Below are 22,563 nucleotides of genomic sequence, written 5' to 3'. Positions count from 1 at the left end.
ATTAATATTATATTAAAAACCTAAAACCACTATCAAATTTTATGTCATTATTTGAAATACATGTTATTATTCACAAAATACCCCTTCTATTTTAACCCATTTCGCGTCTCATAACCTTTCTGATTATTAACATCCCTTCGTAAATTGAGGGCAGCAAAAAGCCCACTACCAGAAATGGCAGCGGGCTTTTTCTTAAGGCTAGCTTCCACGGAAAATTCGGCTACTCGTAGCGCAGCTCGCCGGCACTTACGTTCAGCTTCACCCCGGCCTCGGCCGTGATGCGGCCGGCTACCTGGGCCTGGTAGCCCTTGGCGCGCAGGGTTTCGGCCACGGCTTCGGCCTGGTCCTGGTCGGTTACGAGCAGCATGCCGTTGCCCATGTTCCAGTAGAGGTAAGCTTCCGTGGGCGTGATGCCTGCCAGTTCGGCCAGCTGTTGCATGGCGGGCAGGGGCTCAAACAGGTTGGTCAGCTCGGCGCCGACGCTGTTTTTCAGCACCCGCTTGAAGTTGTCGGCAATGCCGCCGCCGGTGATGTGGGCCGCCGCGTGCAGGGGCAAGCCAGCATCCAGCACCGCACCCACGCCGGGCGCGAAGATGAGCGAGGGGGCCAGCATGACCTCGCCCCAGGTCTGGCCCATTTCGGCGACATCGGGGCCGGTGTAGGGCGCTGCGTGCCACTTCTCCCCGAAGGCTTTGGTCAGGGCGCGGCGGGCCAGGGAGTAGCCGTTGGAGCGGAACGAGGGCGAGCGAAGCGCCACCACGGCCTGCCCAGCCCGAACGTTGGCCCCGCTCAAGGGCCGCTCCAGGCTGGGGTGTAGCACGCCCACGGCCGTCGAGCACCAGTTGAAGTTCATCCGGGCCCCGGGGTAGCCACCGATGCGGTTGCCGAGCTCGGCAATTTCGCCGCCCGTCACGGCAATCTGGCTGAACTGGGCCGCGTCGTGCAGGCCGCGCATCAGCTCGTCGACCACCGCGTAGTCGAGCGTATTCACGTCGATGATGTTCGACAGGTTGGTCGGGATGAAGCCGGCCACTACCAGGTCGTCGGCCACCATGGCAATCAGGTCGTAGCCCAGCGTGTCGTAGCGGTCCAGGCGCTCGGCCACTTCGATCTTAGTGCCGATACCGTCGGAGCCGATGCCCAGCCGCTCGGCACCAAAGCGGATTTCGTTGGAAAAGCCGCCCGCCAGGTCCTGGGCCGGTTCCCCGGGCTTGCCCGCCCGGGTGCTGAAGGTTTTCTGGGCCCAGTGGTAGGCGTTTTTGGAGGCGGCGTTGCCTTCTTCGATGGAGTAGCCGGCGGTGGCTTTGAGCTCAGATGACATGTTAGAAACTAGGTTAAAACTAGAAAACTAGTTCCCCTCCTCAGATGAGGAGGGGTTAGGGGTGGTTGAAACGGAAGAACAAGTATTAGAGCTAGTTTCTAAAGGTCGTTCAACACTCCGTTCAACCACCCCTAACCCCTCCTCGTCTGAGGAGGGGAACTAGACTTCTAGCCTTAGCTTAATGCTCGGTTGGCTCCGGCGCTTTCGCACTCACGGAGGGAATGACGTCCGGCCCTTTCTTGTCACTGCGGTGGCTTTGGCGCTCCTCCTGAATGTGGCGCAGGTACTTGGTCACGTCGCCGGTGGGATACTGGCCGGTGAAGCAGGCGAAGCAGCTGCCGCCGTGGCCGCGCTCCTCGGCAAACAGCTCCTGCAAGTCTTCCACCGACTGGTAGATGACCTTGTCGGCCTCGATGTAGCGGCATATTTCCTCCTCGGTATAGTTGGCCGCAATCAGTTCGGTGCTCATGGCCATGTCGATGCCGTAGATGCAGGGCGAGGTGATGGGCGGGGCGCTGCTGATGAAGTAGACCTCGGCCGCACCGGCCTCGCGCAGGATGCGCACGATGCGCCGCGAGGTAGTACCCCGCACGATGCTGTCGTCGACCACGGCAATCTTCTTGCCTGCCACGAACTCCCGAATCGGGTTGAGCTTTTTCTTGACGATATCCTCCCGGCCCGCCTGGCTGCTCACGATAAAGGAGCGGCCCATGTGGTTGTTCTTCACCAGCGCCCGGCGGTAGGGCACGCCGATGGCCTCGGCCAGCCCCGAGGCCGCGAAGTAGCCCGACGAGGGCACGTCAATCACCATGTCGGGCTGAATACCCGACTCGATGACCTTACGGGCCAGCATCTTACCCAGGCGCACCCGCTCCCGGGCCACCAGCCGGCCATGAATCGTGGAGTCTTCGCGGGCGAAGTAGATGTGCTCGAACACGCAGAAGTTCTTGGGCAGGCTGTACGGGTTCTTGTAGTGCACCTGGAAGTTCTGGTCGATGAAGATGGCCTGGCCCGGCCCCACATTCTTGATGAACTCGAAGCCCAGGTAGTCGAAGCAGGTGCTTTCGGAGGCAAAGGCGTAGATGGGTCCCCGCTCGGTGTCGCGGCGGCCCAGCACCAGCGGCCGGATGCCCAGCGGGTCGTTGAAGGCCAGCAGGCCGTGGCCGGCAATGACGGTGATGGTGGCGTAGGCGCCCTTCACCAGCTCCTGGGTGGTTTCCACGGCGTCGAAAATGTCGATAACCGAGAGGTTGTCGAGGTTTTTCAGGCGCAGCTCCGAGGCAAAGGTGTACATGATCAGCTCCAGGTCGTTGCTGGTCTTGGGCAGCACGTGGTACTTCTCGTGCAGGCGCTTGGCGGCCGAGCGGAAGTTGATGACGTTGCCGTTGTGCACCATCGCCAGTCCGAAGGGGTAGCTGGTGGTGAAGGGCTGGGCCAGCTCCGCGTCGTTGGAGCCCTGGGTGGTGTAGCGGGCGTGGCCGATGCCGATGTTGCCCTTGAGCTTCTTGAGCTGCTTGGGCCGGAACACGTCGGAAATCAGCCCGTTGCCCTTACAGAGGTGGAAGTTGTCGTCGAAGGTGGCAATGCCGGCCGCGTCCTGGCCCCGGTGCTGGAGCGCCGTCAGGCCGAATACAATGTCGTGGGCAACGTCATCGGGACCGTAAAAACCTACTATTCCGCACATGGCAGTTTCAAAAAGTCAGGAGCCAGTTCTCAGGCTAGCGGCTGGGGTGGTGGGTGGTACTGGGTTAACGAATAGCCTCGCGGCCCGGCGGTGCTTGAGAAGGACAAGCAGAGCCGGATGCCGATGGCACCAGAGGTTCGGAGGTGGGATTGGGAGCCGTAGCCACCGGAGCGGCTGCGGGAGTGGGTAGCTCCCCGCGAATCAGGCGCGCCAGGGTATCGGCGTAAAGGAAGTGCTCCACGGCCAGGCCGCGGCGCTCTACCTCGGCCAGGGTCTCGGCCCCGCGCAGGTCTACGGGGTGCTGGGCCAGGATGGGGCCGGTGTCGAGGCCCTCATCCACCAGGTGCACGGTGATTTTGGTTTCCGGCAGCCGGTTGTCGAAGGCCCACTCGTAGGCGTGCAGCCCCTGGTGCTGGTGGGTGTCGGCGGGGTGAATATTCACGATGCGCCCGGCGAAGGCCCGGATGAAAGTGGGCGACAAAATCCGCATGTAGCCGGCCAGCACCACGTAGTCGGGCTGGTAGCCGCGCAGAATTTCCACCACCTCGGCGTCAAACTCGGCCCGCTTCCGGCCCTGGCTGCCGAGGCTGGCCGTGGGGCAGCCCAGGGCGGCGGCCGTAGCCAGGCCGGGCGCGTCGGGCTTGTTGCTGAACACCACCGCCACTTCGGCCAGGCCCGCCAGCCCGCCGTGCTGCACGGCCTGTACCAGGGCCACCATGTTGGAGCCCCTACCCGACAGCAGAATGGCCAGGCGCGCTGGGCGGGGGCTATGCTTACCAGTTGCCTGCAAGGGTGGGTTCCGGCCGCTGGCCGATGTCGGTACGGATGTAGACATCCTTAAATTTAACTCTTTCCGCTTCCCGATACACGTGACTCACAGCCTCTTCCAGCTCCTCGCCGTGTCCTACCACCACCATCACCCGGCCGCCGGTCGTGACCAGCTCGCCGTTTTGCTGCTTGGTGGCCCCGTGAAAGGCCAGGATGCTGGGGTGCAGCTCGTCGAGGCCGGTGATGGGGAAGCCGGTGGGGAACTGGGCCGCCGGGTAGCCGCCCGAAGCCAGCACCACGCCCACGTAGAAGCCGCGCCGCTGCCGCACCACGGTTTGTTGCAGCTTGCCATCCAGGGTAGCCTCAATCAGTTCCAGCAGGCTGCTTTCCAGGGCGGGCAGCAGCACTTCCGCTTCCGGGTCGCCGAGGCGGACGTTGTATTCGAGCAGCTTGGGGCCCTGCTCGGTAAGCATAATACCGAAGTAGAGGAAGCCCTTAAAGTCGAACTGCTCGTTTTGCAAACCCAGCAGCGTGGGGTCCACGATGCTGGTGCGGATGGCGGCCAGCACGTTGTCGTCGCAGAACGGGACGGGGCAGTAGGCGCCCATGCCGCCGGTGTTGGGCCCAAGGTCACCGGCCAGCAGCTGCTTGTGGTCCTGCGACGGGGCCAGCAGCCGCACCCGGTTGCCGTCCGTCACGCCGATGATGCTGATTTCGGGCCCAACCAGCTTTTCTTCCAGCAGGAAGCTAAACCAGCCGGTGTGCTGCTGCTGCAAATCGTCCAGCGCGGCCTGGGCCTCGGCTACCGACGAGCAGACGTAGACGCCCTTGCCAGCGGCCAGCCCGTCGTATTTCACCACCACCTGCCCGTCGAGCTCGGTGGCTTTGGCGCGGGCCTCGTCCAGCTTGTCGCTGCGGTACTGCCACGACATCGCCGTGGCCACGCCGTGCCGCCGCATGAAGTTCTTGCTCCACACCTTGGAGCTTTCCAGCACCGCCCCGGCCCGCGAAGGGCCAAACACGCGGATGTCGGAGCCGGCAAAGTAGTCGACGACGCCGGCCGCCAGCGGCGCTTCGGGCCCGACCACGATGAGCTGCACGCCGTGCTGCTCGCAGAACTGCTGAATGGCCGGAAAGTCGGTGGCGCTGATGTCGGGGTGGCTGTTGGGGATGCCGCCGTTGCCGGGCAGCACGTGCACCGTGGCCCCGTCGCGGGTCAGCTTCCAGGCCATGGCGTGCTCACGGGCCCCGCCGCCGAGGAGTACTATGGGTTTTGGATTCGTCACGGTGTCGTTCACTTGGTGGTTCCCGCAGGGGGCGCAGAGGTTTTCGCGGAGGTGCGCAGAGTCGTTCTAACTGATATCGGTGATGGAAATTATCTGGCCGCCCCTGAGCCCGAACACCGACTGGCCCTGCATGCGCAGTGGGTCGCCGGCTTTCAGGCCGTTGGGGAAGTCCATTGCCGCCACGGCGGAGTAGTCGAGCCGCACTTCCACTTTGTCGGCGCTGATTTGCCAATCGGTGACGCGCTGCTCGCGCTGGGAGAAATACTGCAACGCCTGCTCGGCCTGCCGGCGGAAGCTGTCCTTGCCCGTCAGCGTCAGGTCGACTGCGCCGTTGGTGATGTTGCGAAACACCACATCCTCATGCAGGGGCCGGAGCATGCCGGCTACATCGAAGCCATTGTAGGCTTCGATGTAGCTTTCCACGAGGTGCTTGTGCTGGGCGGCGTCCATTGGTTCAGTTACTTACAGCACCCGCAACTCGGCGTCGGCGGCGCGCAGCTTGGCTTTGGTCTGCTGAATTTCGCGGCTGAGCTGCTCGCGCAGGCGGGGCAGGTTCAGGGCGCGCACGGCGGCCTGGGCGGCGTTGTCGGGGCGCACCACCGTGAGGTTGGGCGTAGCCGAGGGCATAATCACCGAGGAGTTCAGGTTGGCCGTCAGCTCGGCGAAGTCCTTCCACGGCGGGCAGCTGATGACGGGCACGTTGACGTTGGCCGCCAGGGCCCCGCCGAGGCCGTTCGACAGGCCCGCCACGGCGATAATGACGCCGGGCTCCACCGAGTTATTCCACACCTCGGCCATGCCCGTAATGGCTTCCCCGTTTTTGTGGGCCGAAGTCACGCGCAGCTGGGTGAAGATGTCGTAGCCCTCGAAGAAGGAACGGATTTTCTGGCAGTGCTCTTTATCGGCCGGGGAGCCCATGACGATGTTGACCCAGGCGTCCTTCATGATGCCGGCCCGCACCAGGTTACCCACGATGCGGGTCCGCACGTCGCCGCCGGTGGTAATTTCGTTGCCGGTGGGCAGCGGGGCGCCGGTGATGCGCTCGTAGATGTCGAGGTAGCGGCGGCTGGCTTCCTGCGAAACTTCGGGCGTCAGGGCGCGGGGGTACTGGCCGTCCTGCTTGTTCTCAATCAGCCACTGGCGCACGTACTCCTTGTCCATCTGCTCCACGGCCTCGGGGTTTTTGGCGTAGTCCTCGGCGCTCCAGAACCGCGACGAGTCGGGCGTGTGGATTTCGTCAATCAAGATCAGCTCCCCGTTCAGCAGGCCGAACTCGTACTTGGTATCGACCAGGATGATGCCGCGCTCGGCCATCCACTGGGAGGCGAAGTTGAACAGCTCCAGCGACTTGACCCGCATCTGCTCATACAGCTCGGCCGACACCCAGCCTTCCGACACCAGGTTTTCCGGCGTAATCTCGCGGTCCGACTCCTCCTTGGTGGTCGGCGTCACGATGGGCTCGGGAAACTGCTGGTGCTTGGTCAGGCCGTCGGTTACGGTCACGCCCGAGAAGGTGCGCTGGCCTTTCTGGTAGCCGCGCAGCATCGAGCCGGTAATGTAGTTGCGCACAATCATTTCCACCCGAATCGGCTCGGCTTCCTTCGCCAGCGTCACGTTCGGGTCGAGCAGGCTGATAACGTGGTTGGGAATGATGTGCTGGGTTTTATCGAACCAGAAGGCGGCCAGCCCGTTGAGCACCGCGCCCTTGTGGGCCACGGGCGTTTCCAGCACCGAGTCGAAGGCCGAGAGCCGGTCGGTTACCACGATGAGCCGCTCGCCGGACGGGGCGCGGTACGAGTCGCGGACTTTGCCGCGGTGCAGGAGTTCGAGCTGAGGGGTAGCGAAGTGGTTGAGGGTGTTCATGTGGGTACCCCTCCCCCCGGCCCCCTCCCCAAAAGGGAGGGGGAGCCTGACGAGGTTAAGCGGGGCTGGTTTTGGTGGTTAGTGAATTGTTTTTGCGCTTCCGTTATCAGGCCTGTTGATGAGTCAGGCGACTTTGAATCTGGCGTAATACTTTTTCCATCTGGTGCAGAATTTCCTGGTTGCTGAAGCGAAGCACTTCATAGCCAAGCTCGTGCAATACGGAGGTACGGTCCTGGTCGTAGGCAGCCTGCTCCGCGTCGGCGTGAATTTCCCCATCCGCCTCTACAATCAGCTTGGCCGACAGGCACACAAAATCCACGATGTACGAATCAATAGCGTGCTGCCGCCGGAACTGCACCCCCAGCTTTTCGCGGCGCAGCTCCTCCCAAAGCTTAGCTTCAGCTTCCGTCGGCTGTTTCCGATTTTCCCGCGCCCAGGGCCTAAGCGTCTGCCACTTCTGGGCCGTGGTGGTGAAAATGTGCTCCTGCGCCGTCTGAAACTCCCCAACCGGCTCGGCTACCACACTTTCCCGCCCCTTAATTTTAACATTCGACGCTAGGCTCCCCCTCCCTTTTGGGGAGGGGGCCGGGGGGAGGGGTCTGCCGGTGAGGGCAGCCACGTGCGCCACGATGTTGCGGAACAGCCTCAGCCCATCCCCTTCCTCGCTCAGATCCGGGTTTTGGCGCTTGCGCCGGGCCCAGTCGGGGTGGTTGTAGAGCGAGAGGAATGCCTCGGGGTGCGGCATCAGTCCGAATACCTGCCCGGTGGGGTCGGTCAGGCCGGCGCAGTTCAGGTCGGCGCCGTTGGGGTTGAACGGGTACACGTCGGTCGGTGAGCCGTCGAAATCGGTGTAGGCCAGGCAGTTCAGCGCCTGCGCCTCAATTGCGGCCAGGGTTTCCTGGCCCCTGATAATCAGGCGGCCTTCGCCGTGGCGCACGGGCACTTCCAGCGTATCGAGGCCCCTGAGGAAAGGCGAGTTGGACTCGGGGTTGACTTTCAGCCGCACCCAGCGGTCCTCGTATCTTCCGGAAGCATTATGGGTCAGGGTCACCTCGGGCGTTACGGTGCCGCTCAGGTTGGGCAGCAAACCGAGCTTCACCAGCACCTGAAAGCCGTTGCAGATGCCCATGACGAACTTGCCGTGGGCAATGAACTCCTTGATGTCATCCAGCAGGGTGTGGCCCGCGGCGTTTTTGCGGTAGCGCAGCTTGTTGGCCAGCACCACGCCCGAGCCCAGGTCGTCGCCGAACGAGAAGCCGCCGGGGAAGTTCAGAATGTCATAGTCGTGGATGCTGACGTGGCCGTGCAACACCTGGTTGAGGTGCACGATGGTTGGCTCGGCCCCGGCCAGCTGGTAGGCCGCGGCGAATTCTTCCTCGCAGTTGATGCCAAAGCCGGTCAGGATCAGGGCCTGCACTTTTTGGTGCTTGGTGCCTGGTGCCTGGTGCTTAGGTTGCTCGGTTTTGCTTTTTAGCGGCTCGGAGGTTTCGTGGCCGGGGTCAACGCTCTTGAAGCCGGGCAGCACAATCTGGCCTTCCCGGTTCACCACTTCGTGGCCGGGGTCGTCGTGTTGGGGGCGCGGGGGCGTGTGCTGGTCCGGCAGGTGGGGCTTCTGTTCCATGATTACTGCGCTGCTTCGTGCTGGCCGAAGCCGATAATTCTGTTCACCGGACCGTTGGTCCACTCGTGGCGCAGGGCGGCGGTACTGGCCTGAATAACGGTTTTGCCCGCCTGCCGCACCGTCAGCTGCCCGTCCGGGGTTACCCAGCCCAGGCGCGTCGCGCGGCTCCCAAAGTGCTGCTCGAAGGCCGGTACATCTTCCGGGGCCACCGTGGCCACGAAGCGGGAGTGCGACTCGGAAAACAGCTGCACGTGCACCGGCAGCTGACCATTTATCAGGGGAGCACCCGGCTCCCCCTCTCCCCCCGGAGAGGGGGCTGGGGGGTGAGGCAACGGCAGCTCAATGTTGGCCCCGAAGCCGTAACCAAATGTGGCTTCGGCCAGCGCCACCGCCAGGCCGCCATCCGACACGTCGTGGCAGGATTGAATCAGGCCTTGGTCGTTGGCCTGGCCCATGAGCGTGTAGAGGGCCTTGGCCCGCTCAAACCGCACCTTAGGCACGTTGGCGCCCAATTCTCCGAAAAGCTGGTAGAACTCCGAGCCGCCCAACTCGTCGTAGGTTTCGCCCAGCAGGTACACCACATCGTCGGCCTGCTTGAAGTCGGAGGTAACGGTGCGGCGCACGTCCTCAATTTTGGCGGTCATCGAATACAGCACCGTGGGCGGCACCGAAATCTTCACGCCGTCGGCCTTGAAGTCGTTCTTCATCGAGTCCTTGCCACTCGTGAGCGGGATGCAGTAGGCCGCCGTGGCGTCGCGCAGGGCCTGGCACATGCGCACCAGCTTGGCCAGCTTGTGCTTGCCGTCGGGGTTGGTAGCGGGGTCGTACACCGAATCGGGCACGCAGAAGTTGTCGTTCACGGACCAGAAGTTGCCGTCGCCGTAGCTCAGGTTGGGTAGCTTCCCTCCCACCGCCACAATCTGGCGCACGGCCTCATCAAACGCGCCGGCCGACATGTGGTAGGCGTCCAAATCACCGAAGCGGGGCAGAATGCCGTTGCTCACGGCCACGCCTTCCCAGCTCTCGAAGTTGAAGCGCACCACGGCCGCATCCTGCGGAGCCTGGCCGGTAGCGCCCATCAGGGGCTTGATGATGGTGCGGCCCTTCACCTCGTGGTCGTACTGCCGAATCACCGACTCGCGGGAGCAGATGTTGAGGCTGCCCAGCAGGCGGGTCAGTGCGTCGGTGTAGTCGGTGGCAGGGGCCAGCGCGGGTTCCTGCGCCGTGGGCTTGCTCCACTCGGCTTCCAGCACTTTACGCGGCACGCCGTCGTGCAGGAAGTGCATATCCAGGTGGGCCACCGGCTCGCCGGCGAAGCGCACGTCGAGGTAGCCGTCGGCGGTGAAGTAGCCGATATCGGTCAGCTCTACTTCCATTTCCCGGCCCAACGCCAGCAGCTCGTCCAGCTTGGCGGGCTCCACGGCCAGCGAAAACCGCTCCTGCGACTCCGACACGAAGATTTCCCAGGGACGCAGACCGGGGTACTTCAGCGGCACGCGTTCCAGCTCCACCACGGCCCCGCCGCTGATGGTGGCCAGCTCGCCGATGCTCGAAGAGAGGCCGCCCGCGCCGTTGTCGGTGCTGCACTTGATGAGGCCGCGCCGCGTGGCCAGCAGCAGGAAATCCATGGCCAGCTTCTGGGTGATGGGCGAGCCAATCTGCACGGCCGTGGCGGGCGAGGTTTCGTCCAGCTCAATGCTGCTGAAGGTAGCGCCGTGGATGCCGTCCTTGCCCACCCGGCCGCCGGCCATGATGATGCGGTCCTGCGGGTCGATTTTCTTTTCCCAGGAATCCAGGCCGGCCAGCTGCATGGGCATCACGGCGCCGGTGCCGCAGTACACCAGCGGCTTGCCGGCGTACCGGTCGTCGAACACGATGCTGCCGTTCACGGTGGGCACGCCTGACTTGTTGCCGCCGTCCTCGATGCCCTTGCGCACGCCCTCAAAAATGCGGCGCGGGTGCAGCTGGTTGCTCAGCAGCGTGCCGTTGAACTCGGGGTTGCCGAAGCACAGCACGTTGGTGTTGAACAGCAGCCGCGCGCCCCCAATGCCGGTAGCCAGCGGGTCGCGGTTGTTGCCCAGAATGCCGGTGATGGCCCCGCCGTAGGGGTCGATGGCCGAAGGTGAGTTGTGGGTTTCCACCTTCCACACAAACAGCGACTTGGGGTTGATGCGCACGGCCCCGGCGTTGTCGCTGAATACCTTGATCAGCCAGTCGTTGCCGTTGGCGCGCAGTTGGCGGTCCACCTCGGCGGTGGCGTCCTTGATGTAGGTTTTGAACAAAGAATCCACCTCGAACTCCTCGCCGGTGTCGGCGTCGCGGTACTTAATGAGGGCCGAAAACTCCTTGTGCTTACAGTGCTCCGACCACGTCTGGGCAATGATTTCCAGCTCGCAGTCGGTGGGGTCCTGGGACAGACCGGCGGCCTGGCGTTCAGCCTGAATGCTGGTGTAATGGTCGCGCACGACGCGCATTTCCTCCAGGTTCAGGGCGTAAAGGTTGTCCTTGGAAAGCTTGACCAGCTCCTCATCCGATAGGCCCACCAGCCGCACGGTGTCCGTAATAGATTCGGCCCCACCGCCCGGCCGCGGCGTGTAGTCGCGAATCTGGGCTATGGGGCCGACCTCAAAGCGGTTAATCATCTTGTTGCCGAGCAGGTCCTGGGCCAGCTGGCGCAGACTACTTTCCGGCAGCTCGTGCTCCAGGAAGTAGAGCCGTTTGCTGAAAATATGCTGGGTATGGGTGTCGAGCGGCTCGTTGAGGAAGTCGCCGAGGGCGTTCTGGGCCGATATGCCTTCGTCGTCGGTCACGCCGGGCAGCTTGGCCACCAGAATGTAGCTTTTGTAGTCGGCGCCGTGGCGGAACTCGTCGAGGGCCACGTCGTGCAGCACCGGATCCTGGAGGCAGTGGGTGGCGAAGTCGCGCAGCTGCTGGTCCGTCACGGGGTAGCGCACCGTGTAGAGGGCGGTGCTTTGCACCCGGCCGGTCGAGAGGCCGAGGTGGCGGGAGGCAGCTTCGGCTACGCGTTGGCCCTCGCCGTCGTGTTGGCCGGGCTTGAGCAGCAGCTGAATAGTTCTTTGGGTAGATTCCAAAAGAGGGAGGTTTGTCTATTTTTCGGGTTTCCCACGCGCGGCCAAGTTGCCGCCGTGAGGAAGCATACCCGCGCAGGGTACGCCGAAAATGCCTTGCTGAAGCGCCGTTTGCGCCGCAGTAGGTTTAAGAAAACGCTTTATCGGGCCGACTGCCCGGTTTTACCACCGGAATACCTGCCCGGCACAGCGGGCACTCATCGGGTGCGTAGGTAGCCGCCGTGACCGGCAGCAGGGCAAAGTTCGGAAAAGAAAGTGAGGCTTCCCCACCCGTGCGGTCAATTAAACTGGCCACGGCCAAAACTTTTGCCCCCAATCCTTCCAGCACCCGGGCTACTTCGTTGGTGCTCTTGCCGGTAGTCACCACGTCTTCGGCAATGATAATTTTCTGCCCCGGCTCGATGGTGAAGCCGCGCCGCAGGGTCATCTGGCCCGAATCGTCGCGCTCAGTGAAGATGCCGGGCACGCCCAGCTGCCGGGCCAGCTCGTAGCCAATCACCACCCCGCCCATAGCCGGCCCCACTACCACGTCGGGCTGCAAGCCGGCTTCCCGGATCTGCCGGGCCAGCTCGGCCGCGGCCGGCGCGGCCAGATCGGGCCGGCGCAGGAAACGGGCGCACTGCACGTAGGTATCGGAGTGCAGGCCCGACGACAGCCGGAAGTGCCCGCGCAGCAGCGCATCTTCCTGCAACAGCTGCTGCTCCAGGGTTTCGGCGGTATATGTGGTTTGGGTGGCGGCGGGAAGTGACACTGTATATATAAGGTGTGGAGTCGAAAGGATGCTTTACTTTAACAGAACGTCATGTCGACCAACGGGAGACATCTCGCGTGCTGACACCTGATTAGTAATCCAACGTCAGCACGCAAGATTCCTCGCTCTGCTCGGAATGACGGTCTAATGCACTACGCCAGCACCGGCCGAAACTGATTAATCTGCTCGACCAGCTCCCGGGCAGCGGCTCCAGCATCAGCGGCCTGCCACAACGCCCGCGACGTATTAATAAGGAGCCCAGCACCATCGGGGCGCAGACCAGCGCGGAGCGTGGCTTGCAAGTCCCCACCCTGGGCGCCCACGCCGGGCACCAGGAACCACTGCTCGGGGCTGAGGCTACGCAGGCGGGCCACGGCCGCGGCATTGGTGGCACCCACGACGAGGCCAATACCGCCGTGCTCCTCATCCAGCTTACGGGCCACCTGGGCGGCGCAGTCGGAGAGGTAGCCGCCGCGGGTCAGGGCTACGTCCTGCAGGGAATGCGCTGGTTTGTTGGAGGTTTTGGCCAGCACGAATACCAGCTTGCCGGGCCGGGCGAAAGGCACAATGGCGTCGTCGCCCATGTAGGGGTTCACCGTCACGCCGTCGGCCCCGATGACGTCGTAGGCAAAGCGGGCGTAGTGGTCGGCGGTGTTGGCAATGTCGCCGAACTTGCCGTCCAGAATCACCGGAATGCTTTCCGGGATGCGCTGCACGGTTTCGCGCAGCAGCTTCACCCCGTCTTCCCGGCTCAGGAAAAAGGCCAAGTTAGGCTTGAAAGCCGCCGCATAAGAGCTGGTTTGGTCGATAACCTCGGCCAGGCGGCGCGCTACCTGTTGGTCGTCGCCGGTCGGGTCGAGGCCCACGCAGAGCAGGGAGTTGGCCTGCCGGGCGCGTTGAATAAGCTTTTCCATTTTCGGGTGGGAAGGAAATTGCGGGTACAGGATGGGATGTAACGCGAAGTTCCTCTTCGCGAAACGTTGAACGACAATCGTTGCTACGGCGCGGCCGACCCGCGCAGTGAAACTCCGCGCTACAGATTAGCCGGCACCAGATGTCCACACTCGGCGGCCAGGCGGGCCGAGAGGCCCGGCTCCAGCCATTCGCCGCTGGCGACCTGCACGGCATTGGCCCCGCAGCGCAGATAGTCGGTGACGTGGGCGGCGGTAAACACGCCGCCGGTGCCAAAAATGGGCAGGGTAATGCGGGCATCGTGGGCCAGCTCCCACACGCAGCGCAGCGCCACGGGCCGCAGGGCCTCGCCCGACAGGCCGCCGGTGACGGGCGCGGCCGTGGCGTCGTCGGGCAGGTGCAGGGCTTTCAGCACGTTGGTGGCGGCCAGGGCCGTGGCCCCGCCTTCCTGGGCACCGAGGGCCAGGCCCCGGATGTGCTCGGGCCACGGCGGCAGCTTCACCACGATTACCGCGTCGGGCCCCAGCTCGTTGCGCACGGCCTGGGTGGCTTCGCGCACAAACCGGGCGTTGAGCTCGGCGCCTTTCTCGGTGTCGGGCTGGGCCATGTAGACTTCCACGCCGGCAATCTGGGCACCGACTTCCCGGGCCAGAAAGCGGGCAATTTTGCGGAAGCCCGGAATACCCGGCGCCGTGATGCTGACCAGCACCGGCACGCCGTAGCTAAGCAGGTGCGGCAGGTGCTCCTGGACCAGAATTTCGGCGCTTTCGGTGCGCATGTTGGTGGCGTTGAGCAGGGTTTGCTCGTTTACCTGCCAGATGCCTTCCTCGTAGAGCCCGGGCCGGGGCTCCATCGTCACGGTGCGGGTAAAAATGGCGCCCAGCCGCTCGTAGCCCGCCCCACCCAGCTGCCACGGGGCGGCGGCCAGGCAGATGGGGTTTTGCAAAGTGAGAGTTCCTAGCTGCATGCGTTGCTCGTTTAAAAGAAAGCTGCCATCCAGAACTGACGAAGAAATCTGAACCAGGGACGGCAGCCTCTTTTTTCACCAAAAACCCACCGCGCCCTGACTCAGAACTTCCTCCGCCAGCTCGGGACGGCAGGTTATATGTTTTCTCGGAACCCGTGGGCACTACGCCCCACTGGCCCTAAAAGCAGCGCGCCCGGTGGTAGCCGGGCGCGCTGGGTAGAAGGTCAACTAGATGACGTTGTCGCGGTTGATCAGGAACGGCACACAGTCGCGGATGTCTTTCTGACCCAGGATGAACTGGGCCACGCGGGCCATACCCACGCCGGCACCGGAGTGCAGCTTCACGTCGTGCTCTTTGTGGAAGTCGAGGTACCAGTTGAAGTCTTCCAGCTTCATGCCCTGGCGCAGCAGGCCTTCCAGCATCGACGACTTCATCAGCTTCTCGCGCAGCTTGTCGGCGTCGAACTCGCGCTCCGCCGAGCCGGCCGACTCGCCGGCCAGGGGCAGCAGCAGGTCGCTGGAGTTTACCACGCGGGAGTCTTCGTCGTTGTTCTTCATGTTGAAGAACTTGATTTCCTCGGGGTAGTGCGTCACGAACATCGGGCCCATCAGCTCGGTCAGGCGGCCTTCGTGCTCGGCTACCAGGTCGTCGCCGAACTGCAGCTCGGGGAAGCCTTCGGTTTTCAGCAGCTCTACGGCGGCGTCGTAGGTCATGCGCTTGAAGGTCACGTTGGTCAGGTCGGCGGGGTTGCGGCCGAACAGCTCCAGCTCCTTGGCGCAATCCTGGGCTACCTGGCGCGAAGCCGAGGCCACGATGCCCGAGAGGTGGCCCAGCAGCTCGTCGAGGTCACCGATGTGCTCGATTTCGAACAGGCTGAACTGCGCCAGACGGCGGCCGTCGGCCTTCATTTCCTTGCGGAAGCTCTGGATTTCGCCGTACACCCGGCCGCCTTCGATGGCCTGGGTCAGCATCTCGATGTAGAGCTGGTTGGACTGGGGCAGGAACATTTTCTTGCCGTCGTACCAGTCGATGGTGAACAGCGTGTCGGTGTTTTCGCAGGCACCGGTTACGCCCACAATGTGGGGCATGTTGTGGATGGCCACGAAGCCTTCCGACTCGACGTACTTACGAGCGCCGCGGAACATGGCGTCCCATACTTTGATAACGGCCATCCGCTTGGGGTCCGTGCTCAGGTTCACGTTGCGGGTGGCGGCAGGAGCGGCGGCTACCATCTGTTGGGCGAGGGTGGTGTTGTCGTTCATGGGGGTTTACCAGTATGGGTTGAGAAGAATTAGAAAAAGTCGTAGGCGCGGGCCTGCCCTACCCCGCCGGACGAACCGACAGGACATAAAAAAACCGCTTCGGAAACCGGAGCGGTGAACGGGACAAAAGCCAGAAAAACGGAAAAATCAACGGGGGAAACGACCTTCCGGTCATCTCGCAGAACGTTCTCGTGGAAGGTTCTGCGCTCCATCAAATGTTGTTGATTGAGGTGAAGCACGTCGCAAAAGTACTAATTGTTACCAGCGCAGTGCCGTTCGTAACATTAAGTTTATGTTACCAAAATGTTATGTCGATCCAGAACGCCGCCTACCTGTGCTTGGCTACACTGTATTATACTGGTTACATAAATCCGTGACCTGCAATTTTTTAGAGGTAACAAAAAATTCAAATCCGTTTTTTATCCTCGTTGTGTATCTTTGTATAAACTTAACAAAAGTCAAATATCAGGTTCATACATATCAACATCTTTACTTCGTAAAATACAATATTATTTATCCGCCCATCAATCAGCAACTTCTGTCGTCGGCAACGTTTTTCAGCAGCTCCTAGCCTCTTTCCGCAAATCCATTCTTCTGGCCTGCCTATTGCTCTACCGCTACTTCTCTTTTTGCTTTCTTCCTACTACCGTAAAGTTCAACTGTAGTACCCACCAGCTTTCTTTGCTTCTGTCATATTTCTACTACCACTTCGCTTTCGTTTCTGTCATGAAAAAAGTGCTGTTTAGCTTATTGTTGGCCGGTCTGGTATCTACCACGCAGGTAGCTGTTGCTCAGAGTGGTTCCGGGCCCGCCGTCAGCTACACTGAAAACGTGCTGGCAGAGGAAATCGGCAAGGAAATCCTGTTTCGCCGCGCCCTCGACTGGACGGAAAACCACTTCTCCTACGGCCCCAAAACCGGCGCTAAGTCGGACCTGGCCGCCGGCACCGTGCGTGTTACGGGCACGGGCAAAGTGACGCCGGTGACTACCAACGGCAAAGAGCTGGTGCAGACGATTCGCTTCGACTTCGTCTTCCGGGCCACCGATAAGGGCTACGACTACAGCGTGGGCTCCTTCCGCGTGATTCCCGACCCCAATCAGCCCGAAAACACGGTAATGCTCAGCGACTATATCGGTCAGCTGGCCACCGAGAAAGGCAACGGCAAGACCTTCAACGACCGGCGCGTAACGGCCCAGGCCAACGCCCTGGCCAGCGAAGCTGCCATGAGCTTCCGCTCCTACATGAACACGATGCCCGCCGCCGAGGAAAACACCCTGGGCCAGCCCGCCGCGAATTAGAAACACCGCTCGTCTTTCCTTGCAAAAAAGGCTTCTAACACCCGTTAGAAGCCTTTTTTGTGCTTGGGCAGCTACTCGTAACGAAAGCTCAGCGCGCCAGCAGACCGGTGGTGCGAGCCGGCAGCTCCCGGGCATCCAGCACGATAAAGCCGTCGAGGGCATTGCTGAAGTTTGGGTCCACGTTGAAGGCCAACAGGCGGGCATTCTGCTTGAGGTAGTGCCGCAGCATAACCGGAATACCAGCCCCGCCCGGCTCGAAGGTGCCAATGAGCTGGTGCAGGTCCTGCACGCTGCTGAGGCCGGTTTGCAGCGTGGCCGGGGCTTCCTGACGGTCGAGCGGCCGGTAGCGGAACTGCTTGCGCGGCTTCACCAGCTGGGCCAGCTCGGGGTGGAAATAATGCGCGGTGAGAAAATCGACCATGACGGCCCGCGACACGCTGGAAAACCGGTTGCTGATGCTGACCGGGCCAATCAGGTAGCGGTATTCGGGGTGGCGGCTCAGGTATTCGGCAATGCCCTTCCAGAGCAGCGCCAGCGGCTGGTGCTGCTTCTGGTACTCGACCCGCACGAAGGAGCGCCCCAGCTCCAGCGACTCGGCCAGAAACGGCTCCAGGGCTTTTTTCATCCGAAACAGGGAGTGCAGATAAAAGCCCCGCCGCCCGTGCCGACGCAGAATCACGCGGCCCCGGCCGATGCGGTAGGCGCCCACCAGCTGGCCCGCGGCGCGGTCGTAGAGAAACAGATGGCGGTAGTATTCATCGTAGGCATCCAGGTCGAGGGGCTGCTGGGTGCCTTCGCCTTCCCGGCGAAACGTCAGCTCCCGCAGCCGGCCCAGCTCGCGCAGCACGTGCGGCACTTCGGCCTGGCTGGCGATGTAAACTTCCCAGCGCCCCGCGCGCACCAGGCACCGCGACGGGCGCAACGCCGCAATATCGGCCGCAATGCTTTCGGCGGGCGTTTCGGCGGCTACTGCGGGCACGGCCAGAGCGGCTTCAGGGTCGGCTATGGTTGCTCCCGAACCCAGGGCAAACACCCGGGCCCGCACGTAGGCCAGCCGCTCGCAGGCTGGTACCCGGGCCAGCGTCGGAGGCTGAATCGGCTGGCCGATCCGCACCCGAATGGTTTGCCCGCGCTTGTTGAGCAGCTCGGCCGGTAGCCGGGCCGTGCGCAGCCAGGGGTGCAGCATCCCCAATACGCTGAAGGTTTCGCTGTTGTGGCCGCTCAGCCACACCGGCACCACGGGCACGTGGGCCGCACTCAGCAGGCGGCCCGCCGTGGGGTGCCAGTCGGCCTCGGTGGCGGGCCGAAAAGGAGCCGGCCGGCTGGCCACCTCCCCCGCCGGAAACAGGCCCACGGGCACCTCGTTGTGCAGGTAGCGCAGCAGGTGGCGCACGCCGGGCACGTTGTGGCTGGCCTTGCGGGGCGCAGGGGTCACCAGAATCAGCTGCTGGGCCAGCTGGGGCAGCAGCGGCGCCAGCAGATCGTTGGCCACCAGCCGGAAGTCGGGGCGCACCTCGCCCAGCACGTAGAGCAGCACCAGCCCGTCGAGCAGGCCGCAGGGGTGGTTGCTCACGGCCAGAAAGCTCCCGGTACTGGCCACGTGGCGCAGCTCAGCGGCATCATAGTCGAGGGAGATATTCAGACTGCGCAGCAGCATGCCGATGTATTCGCGCCCCTGCAGATGGGCATGCTGCTGGTGCAGGCGGCGCAGCTCCCGCAGGCCGGCCAGGGGGTCGAGCACAGGGCGCAACAGCTCGGTGGCCCGGCGGCCGAGGAAAGACGGGAATGGAAAGCTGGGCGTAGCGGAGAAGTCCATCGGCGGGAGGCCCGGCACCATAACTGATTGGGCACCGGCACTCTACAAATTTCACTCCTGGATATTGGGTGAGCGTTACGAGGGTATTACCAATTTATTACCCGCCCCTATATGCCGAAAGCCGCGTTGCAGCGCGGCTTTCGGGTACTTATCACCTTTCACTCCTTTCAGGACACGGAAAAATTACAGGATAGAGTAAAGGATAAATTCTTGAAAAAGCACCAGCCAGCTAAACTTTAAACGGCGGCATAGCACAGCAACAATATAGCGAAAATGCCCTGGCAACCAAATAGTCGCCAGGGCATTCCGCAAATTAAATCGGTGGTCCGAATCAGCTCGTCGGGCCGGTATCTACGCGCGACTCGATGGTGGCCTGCACCGTGGAAGACACTGCCGACAGGATGTTGTAGCCGGTGGCCTGCTCGATGGCGTCGACGGTGGTGCGGTAGCTGCCCCAGCTGGTGCCGATGGATGTCGTGTTGGGCGTATTGATGGCAATAACGCGGGTGCTGGTGGTCACGCGGCTGGCGTCGGAGCTACCTTCGGGCAGCACCACGATTACCTTCCAGCAGCGGGCGGGCACGGCAATTTTGCCGCCCGCAATGGTAGTAGCGTAGCCGTTCAGGCCGGTGCCGCCGCTGCCGTAGCTGCCGCAGATGATGTACAGCTCATTGCCCTGGTTGACCAGCGTACGGCAGTAGTTTTCGAGCCCGGCCCAGGTTTGCTGGTTGTTCACCGAAGCCTGGGGCATCATGTTGGTCATCAGGAACGTGGCCGAGTTGTCGGCCACGGAGCCGGTGCGGTCGGCGGAGGGGCAGTTGTGGCCCCGGTCGAAGCCCGAGCCGGTGTAGCTGCTGCTCGTGGCCCGGAACCAGCCCGTGGGCAGGGTCGCATCGGACGCAAAGTTATCCTGGCGGGGCGTGCTGCCCAGCCAGGCGCTGCTCAAGTGCCAGCTTACCCAGTTTGGAATCGCCCGGTCGCGGTGATACGACATCGAGTACTGGGTTTTCGTCATCAGGTAATTGGTGTAGTTGGTGGTGCTGGTGGTAGCTCCACTGGGGTTACCCATAGCCAGGTTGCTGTCCCGGGTGGCATCAAAACTCTGTGAAACAGCGGTGGGCGCGGCGGGCGCTACGGTTTCGTCTTTAGAACACGAAACAGCCAGGGTGCCGAGCAGGCCAAAGCTGAGCAAGCGGTAGAGGGTACGCTTCATTCGAAAGAGGTTTGGTGAAAAAAGAGAAGAAAGAAAGATCAGACCGGGGGCTGGAAACCGGGCGCAAAGATGCCGGGCCGGCCACCCAAATGTGTTACCGAAATATTACCATTTTCTCTTCCTCAAACAAATCCAGTTCTATCACATTATTATTTTACTAGTCGTTTTATTGAATTTATTTCAATAGAACGCGTCATACAGCCCAAAAAGCAACTATTGTTATTCAATTAGCCTTGAACTCAGCCCATAATCTTACACATATTTAATCCCGGCTATATCCTGTTTACAACCCAGCCTCTGCCCCACTCTTTAACACAACTCGTGTACCTCACCACCATGTTTCCAGAATAGAGAAAGTTGAATTTAAAAAAGAACCAACATTACGTAAAAAGCCCCGTCACTTGCGGTGACGGGGCTTTTTGGTAAGCAGTGTGCGCCGTTTAGCGCTCAGCCAGCAGCAGACTCTTGCTGGCGACCCGCTGCCCGCTGCCATTCAGCAGCACCACGTGGTAGAGGCCGGCACCAAGGCCGGTGGTCGACAGCTGCACGGTGCGTTCCGTAACGGCTACGTTGCGCACCAGCTGCCCCAGCGTGGTGTAGACCTGCACCCTCGAGCCAGCCGTGGGAGGCGTAGCCAAGCTGATTTCCACCTGCCGGACGCCAGCGGCCGGGTTCGGGAACAGGTCCAGGGCGTCGGAGGAGGAGCTGAAGCCGCTGCCGCGACCAACCCGCAACTCCGACTCGCCGCCGCCACCGCCTGGGGGCACGATAACCGGAGGGCCAACCACGGCCGGGAAGCCGGGGTTCGGGTCTTCGGCGAAGGCATAGTAAATGCGCGCATCGGAGAACAGGCCCACGCCGCCGGTCAGCTCCACTTCCACCCAGTCGAAGTTACGCTTGGTGAGGAAGGCTACCGAGCGCCGGTTGTCGCTGATCAGGCCCAGGTCGAGCAGGCTGCTACCCGAGGCCGACTCCTCCAGCTGGGTGCCGTTGATGCCCGAGTACGTGTTGATGCGGATGTTCTGGAGCAGGGTCGTGTTGAGCAGGCCCTTGTTGGTGCGCAGCACGATGCCGGCCCGGTCGCCGCCTTTGCCGCTGCCGTTCAGGCGCAGCTTCAGCCGGTAGGTGCCCAGCGCTAGCACCGGAAACTGCACGCCGGCGTAGTCGCCGGGGGTGAAGACGTTGTCGGCCGCGCGGGCAGTGTTATAGGAGTTGCAACCCAGGCACAGCAGGCCGCCAGCCGACTCCTGAAACTCGGTGCCCCGCTGCGGAGCCGTGAAGTTCGACAGCACCGGCGTCACGTCGCGGAAGGCCCGGGGCTCGATGCCGAAGCCGTAGTAGACCTGCAGCGTGTTCAGGGCACTAACCAGAGCGCCCTGCTGCAGCTCAACCTGGTTGAAGGCCGCCGTCGACTTGAAGCTCACCTGATAGCGGTTGTCGGGCAGCAGGGTCAGGGTCAGCAGGTCGGCGCCGCGCCGCGTTTCCTGCTGCACGCCGTTCAGGTAGGTCGTGAGTTGCAGGCCATCCAGCACGTTGAGGTCGAGCAGGCTGCCATTGCCCACCACGAAGCCCGCCTGGTAGCCGGCCGGCGCCAGGCCGTCGAGCTTCACTTGCAGAGCCGTGGTGCAGCCGTTCACGCCGGCTACCGTGTTGAGCGTGGCGAAGTTGTCCAAGTCGGCGTCAACCGTGTTTTCGGGGTTGGTAACACCGGTGCCGACGCACACGGCCAGCGGGCTGCCCCCACCCGAGCGGACCACGTAGTCGCCGGCGGCGGGCTGGGCACTGCGCGAAATGTAGCCCACGGCCCGGTCGAGCTGGGTGGCGGCCGGCACGGCGTAGGCATACAGTACCCGCACGGTATTAATGCCGTTGAGCAGGCCACCCACTACCAATTCGACTTTGTCGAACGCCTTGCTGGCCCCAAACTCAACGCCGTAGCGGCTGTCGGCCAGCAGCCGGGTGCTGACAATAGCATCCGAGCCCTTCACTTCCTCCTGCGGAATTCCGTTCAGGGAGGTGCGTAGCGTGAGCGTGGCCAGCGTGCTGACGTTCAGCAGGCTGCCGGTGCTAATCACCACCCCGGCGCGGTAGTTGGCCAGGCCGGCCCCGTTCAGGCGCAGATTCAGCGCTACGCCGCCCCCTACCACGCCCAGCGAGTTCTGGACCACGGCGTAGTTGTTGATGTCCGTATCGGCCGCCCGCTCCGGGTTGGCCACGAAGCAGCCCAGGCAAAGACCGTCACCCGTGGAGCTTACCGCGTAAGTAGAGTTGAGCACGGGGTTCTCGAACGTGGAGTAATAAGCCGCGCCGCTTTGGGCAAAAGCGCTGAAACCGGCCAACAAGGCCGGCAGCAGAGCACCAAGCGTACGAACCGGGAAGAGTAAAGAGTGTTTCATATAAAAAAACCAATTTGTTTGGCTGCTCAACCGACTGGCAGTTGGGGCCGGATAATCAATCGGTTTGCCAAGTCACGACCAAATATTTAACACTCTTAAAATCAATAAATTATGTACATTTCAATAGAAACATATTTTCCCAATCTTAGATTGTACTTCCCAATTTGAGAAACTTTGCCAAAACCCGTTTTTACGCCTATACTCGCGTTTTAAAGTCATTCTCACCCCTGTTTTGCACAAACTAACCCGGAATCAATTGAATTATTCCTAGTTATTACGTTTTTCTCACTTTGAAACTAGCACCCCAGTTTGTG

The 22,563-nt window shown here is 62.2% G+C and carries 17 protein-coding genes; 1 reads left to right on the top strand and 16 read right to left on the bottom strand.

Going from position 1 to position 22,563, the window contains the following annotated elements; translation table 11 throughout:
* Positions 1 to 220: 220 nt before the first annotated feature.
* The 13 genes from E5K00_RS15360 to E5K00_RS15300 all read right to left on the bottom strand — a co-directional run bounded on the left by E5K00_RS15360 (position 221) and on the right by E5K00_RS15300 (position 15,764).
* Positions 221 to 1,321 (bottom strand): AIR synthase-related protein, encoded by a 1,101-nt coding sequence (locus tag E5K00_RS15360; RefSeq protein ID WP_135464198.1) that lies wholly within the window; start codon positions 1,319 to 1,321, stop codon positions 221 to 223.
* Between the two features lie 178 nt (positions 1,322 to 1,499).
* On the bottom strand, positions 1,500 to 3,005 hold the full coding sequence (gene purF, locus E5K00_RS15355; RefSeq protein ID WP_135464197.1) for an amidophosphoribosyltransferase: 1,506 nt from the start codon (positions 3,003 to 3,005) through the stop codon (positions 1,500 to 1,502).
* Positions 3,006 to 3,069: 64 nt separating this feature from the next.
* Entirely contained in the window at positions 3,070 to 3,840 is a 771-nt protein-coding gene (purN, locus tag E5K00_RS15350) for a phosphoribosylglycinamide formyltransferase (protein WP_135464196.1), read from the bottom strand.
* The gene (gene purD / locus E5K00_RS15345) at positions 3,779 to 5,059 is read right to left on the bottom strand and encodes a phosphoribosylamine--glycine ligase (RefSeq protein ID WP_210114328.1); all 1,281 of its coding nucleotides are present in this window, start codon (positions 5,057 to 5,059) and stop codon (positions 3,779 to 3,781) included. Before purD ends, purN begins: the two co-directional genes overlap by 62 nt.
* Before the next feature lie 66 nt (positions 5,060 to 5,125).
* Positions 5,126 to 5,509 carry a nuclear transport factor 2 family protein gene (locus E5K00_RS15340; RefSeq protein WP_135464195.1) on the bottom strand — a complete coding sequence of 128 codons (384 nt, stop codon included), beginning with the start codon at positions 5,507 to 5,509 and terminating at the stop codon, positions 5,126 to 5,128.
* Positions 5,510 to 5,521: 12 nt separating this feature from the next.
* Complete coding sequence (locus E5K00_RS15335) at positions 5,522 to 6,922, bottom strand: phosphoribosylaminoimidazolesuccinocarboxamide synthase (RefSeq protein WP_135464194.1); 1,401 nt, start codon at positions 6,920 to 6,922, stop codon at positions 5,522 to 5,524.
* 106 nt (positions 6,923 to 7,028) lie between these two features.
* The gene (locus tag E5K00_RS15330; protein ID WP_210114327.1) at positions 7,029 to 8,543 is read right to left on the bottom strand and encodes a phosphoribosylformylglycinamidine synthase subunit PurQ; all 1,515 of its coding nucleotides are present in this window, start codon (positions 8,541 to 8,543) and stop codon (positions 7,029 to 7,031) included.
* Between the two features lie 2 nt (positions 8,544 to 8,545).
* The gene (locus E5K00_RS15325) at positions 8,546 to 11,635 is read right to left on the bottom strand and encodes a phosphoribosylformylglycinamidine synthase subunit PurL (RefSeq protein ID WP_135464193.1); all 3,090 of its coding nucleotides are present in this window, start codon (positions 11,633 to 11,635) and stop codon (positions 8,546 to 8,548) included.
* 124 nt (positions 11,636 to 11,759) lie between these two features.
* Positions 11,760 to 12,383, bottom strand: a complete 624-nt coding sequence (gene pyrE / locus E5K00_RS15320; protein WP_135464192.1) for an orotate phosphoribosyltransferase — start codon at positions 12,381 to 12,383, stop codon at positions 11,760 to 11,762.
* A 152-nt stretch (positions 12,384 to 12,535) separates the two neighbouring features.
* On the bottom strand, positions 12,536 to 13,297 hold the full coding sequence (pyrF, locus tag E5K00_RS15315) for an orotidine-5'-phosphate decarboxylase (protein WP_135464191.1): 762 nt from the start codon (positions 13,295 to 13,297) through the stop codon (positions 12,536 to 12,538).
* Positions 13,298 to 13,416: 119 nt separating this feature from the next.
* Positions 13,417 to 14,262 carry a dihydroorotate dehydrogenase gene (locus E5K00_RS15310; RefSeq protein WP_135464190.1) on the bottom strand — a complete coding sequence of 282 codons (846 nt, stop codon included), beginning with the start codon at positions 14,260 to 14,262 and terminating at the stop codon, positions 13,417 to 13,419.
* Between the two features lie 228 nt (positions 14,263 to 14,490).
* The gene (locus tag E5K00_RS15305; protein ID WP_135464189.1) at positions 14,491 to 15,525 is read right to left on the bottom strand and encodes an amino acid--tRNA ligase-related protein; all 1,035 of its coding nucleotides are present in this window, start codon (positions 15,523 to 15,525) and stop codon (positions 14,491 to 14,493) included.
* 29 nt (positions 15,526 to 15,554) lie between these two features.
* On the bottom strand, positions 15,555 to 15,764 hold the full coding sequence (locus E5K00_RS15300) for a hypothetical protein (protein WP_135464188.1): 210 nt from the start codon (positions 15,762 to 15,764) through the stop codon (positions 15,555 to 15,557).
* A gap of 487 nt (positions 15,765 to 16,251) precedes the next feature.
* Between E5K00_RS15300 and E5K00_RS15295 the strand changes: the two genes are divergently transcribed.
* The gene (locus E5K00_RS15295; protein ID WP_135464187.1) at positions 16,252 to 16,824 is read left to right on the top strand and encodes a DUF4468 domain-containing protein; all 573 of its coding nucleotides are present in this window, start codon (positions 16,252 to 16,254) and stop codon (positions 16,822 to 16,824) included.
* 88 nt (positions 16,825 to 16,912) lie between these two features.
* Here the strand turns inward: E5K00_RS15295 and E5K00_RS15290 are convergent, their stop codons facing one another.
* From E5K00_RS15290 to E5K00_RS15280, 3 genes are all read right to left on the bottom strand, one after another.
* Complete coding sequence (locus E5K00_RS15290) at positions 16,913 to 18,640, bottom strand: lysophospholipid acyltransferase family protein (protein ID WP_167856915.1); 1,728 nt, start codon at positions 18,638 to 18,640, stop codon at positions 16,913 to 16,915.
* A gap of 331 nt (positions 18,641 to 18,971) precedes the next feature.
* A complete protein-coding gene (locus tag E5K00_RS15285) occupies positions 18,972 to 19,853 on the bottom strand; it encodes a DNA/RNA non-specific endonuclease (RefSeq protein WP_135464185.1) in 882 nt (293 codons plus the stop codon).
* 440 nt (positions 19,854 to 20,293) lie between these two features.
* A complete protein-coding gene (locus E5K00_RS15280) occupies positions 20,294 to 22,249 on the bottom strand; it encodes a T9SS type A sorting domain-containing protein (RefSeq protein WP_135464184.1) in 1,956 nt (651 codons plus the stop codon).
* Between the last annotated feature and the right edge of the window lie 314 nt (positions 22,250 to 22,563).

It is taken from the genome of Hymenobacter aquaticus (genome assembly GCF_004765605.1).
GTDB classification, from domain to species: domain Bacteria; phylum Bacteroidota; class Bacteroidia; order Cytophagales; family Hymenobacteraceae; genus Hymenobacter; species Hymenobacter aquaticus.
Note: the sequence above shows the minus strand (reverse complement) of the source record. Positions and strands in the feature narration are given on the sequence as shown.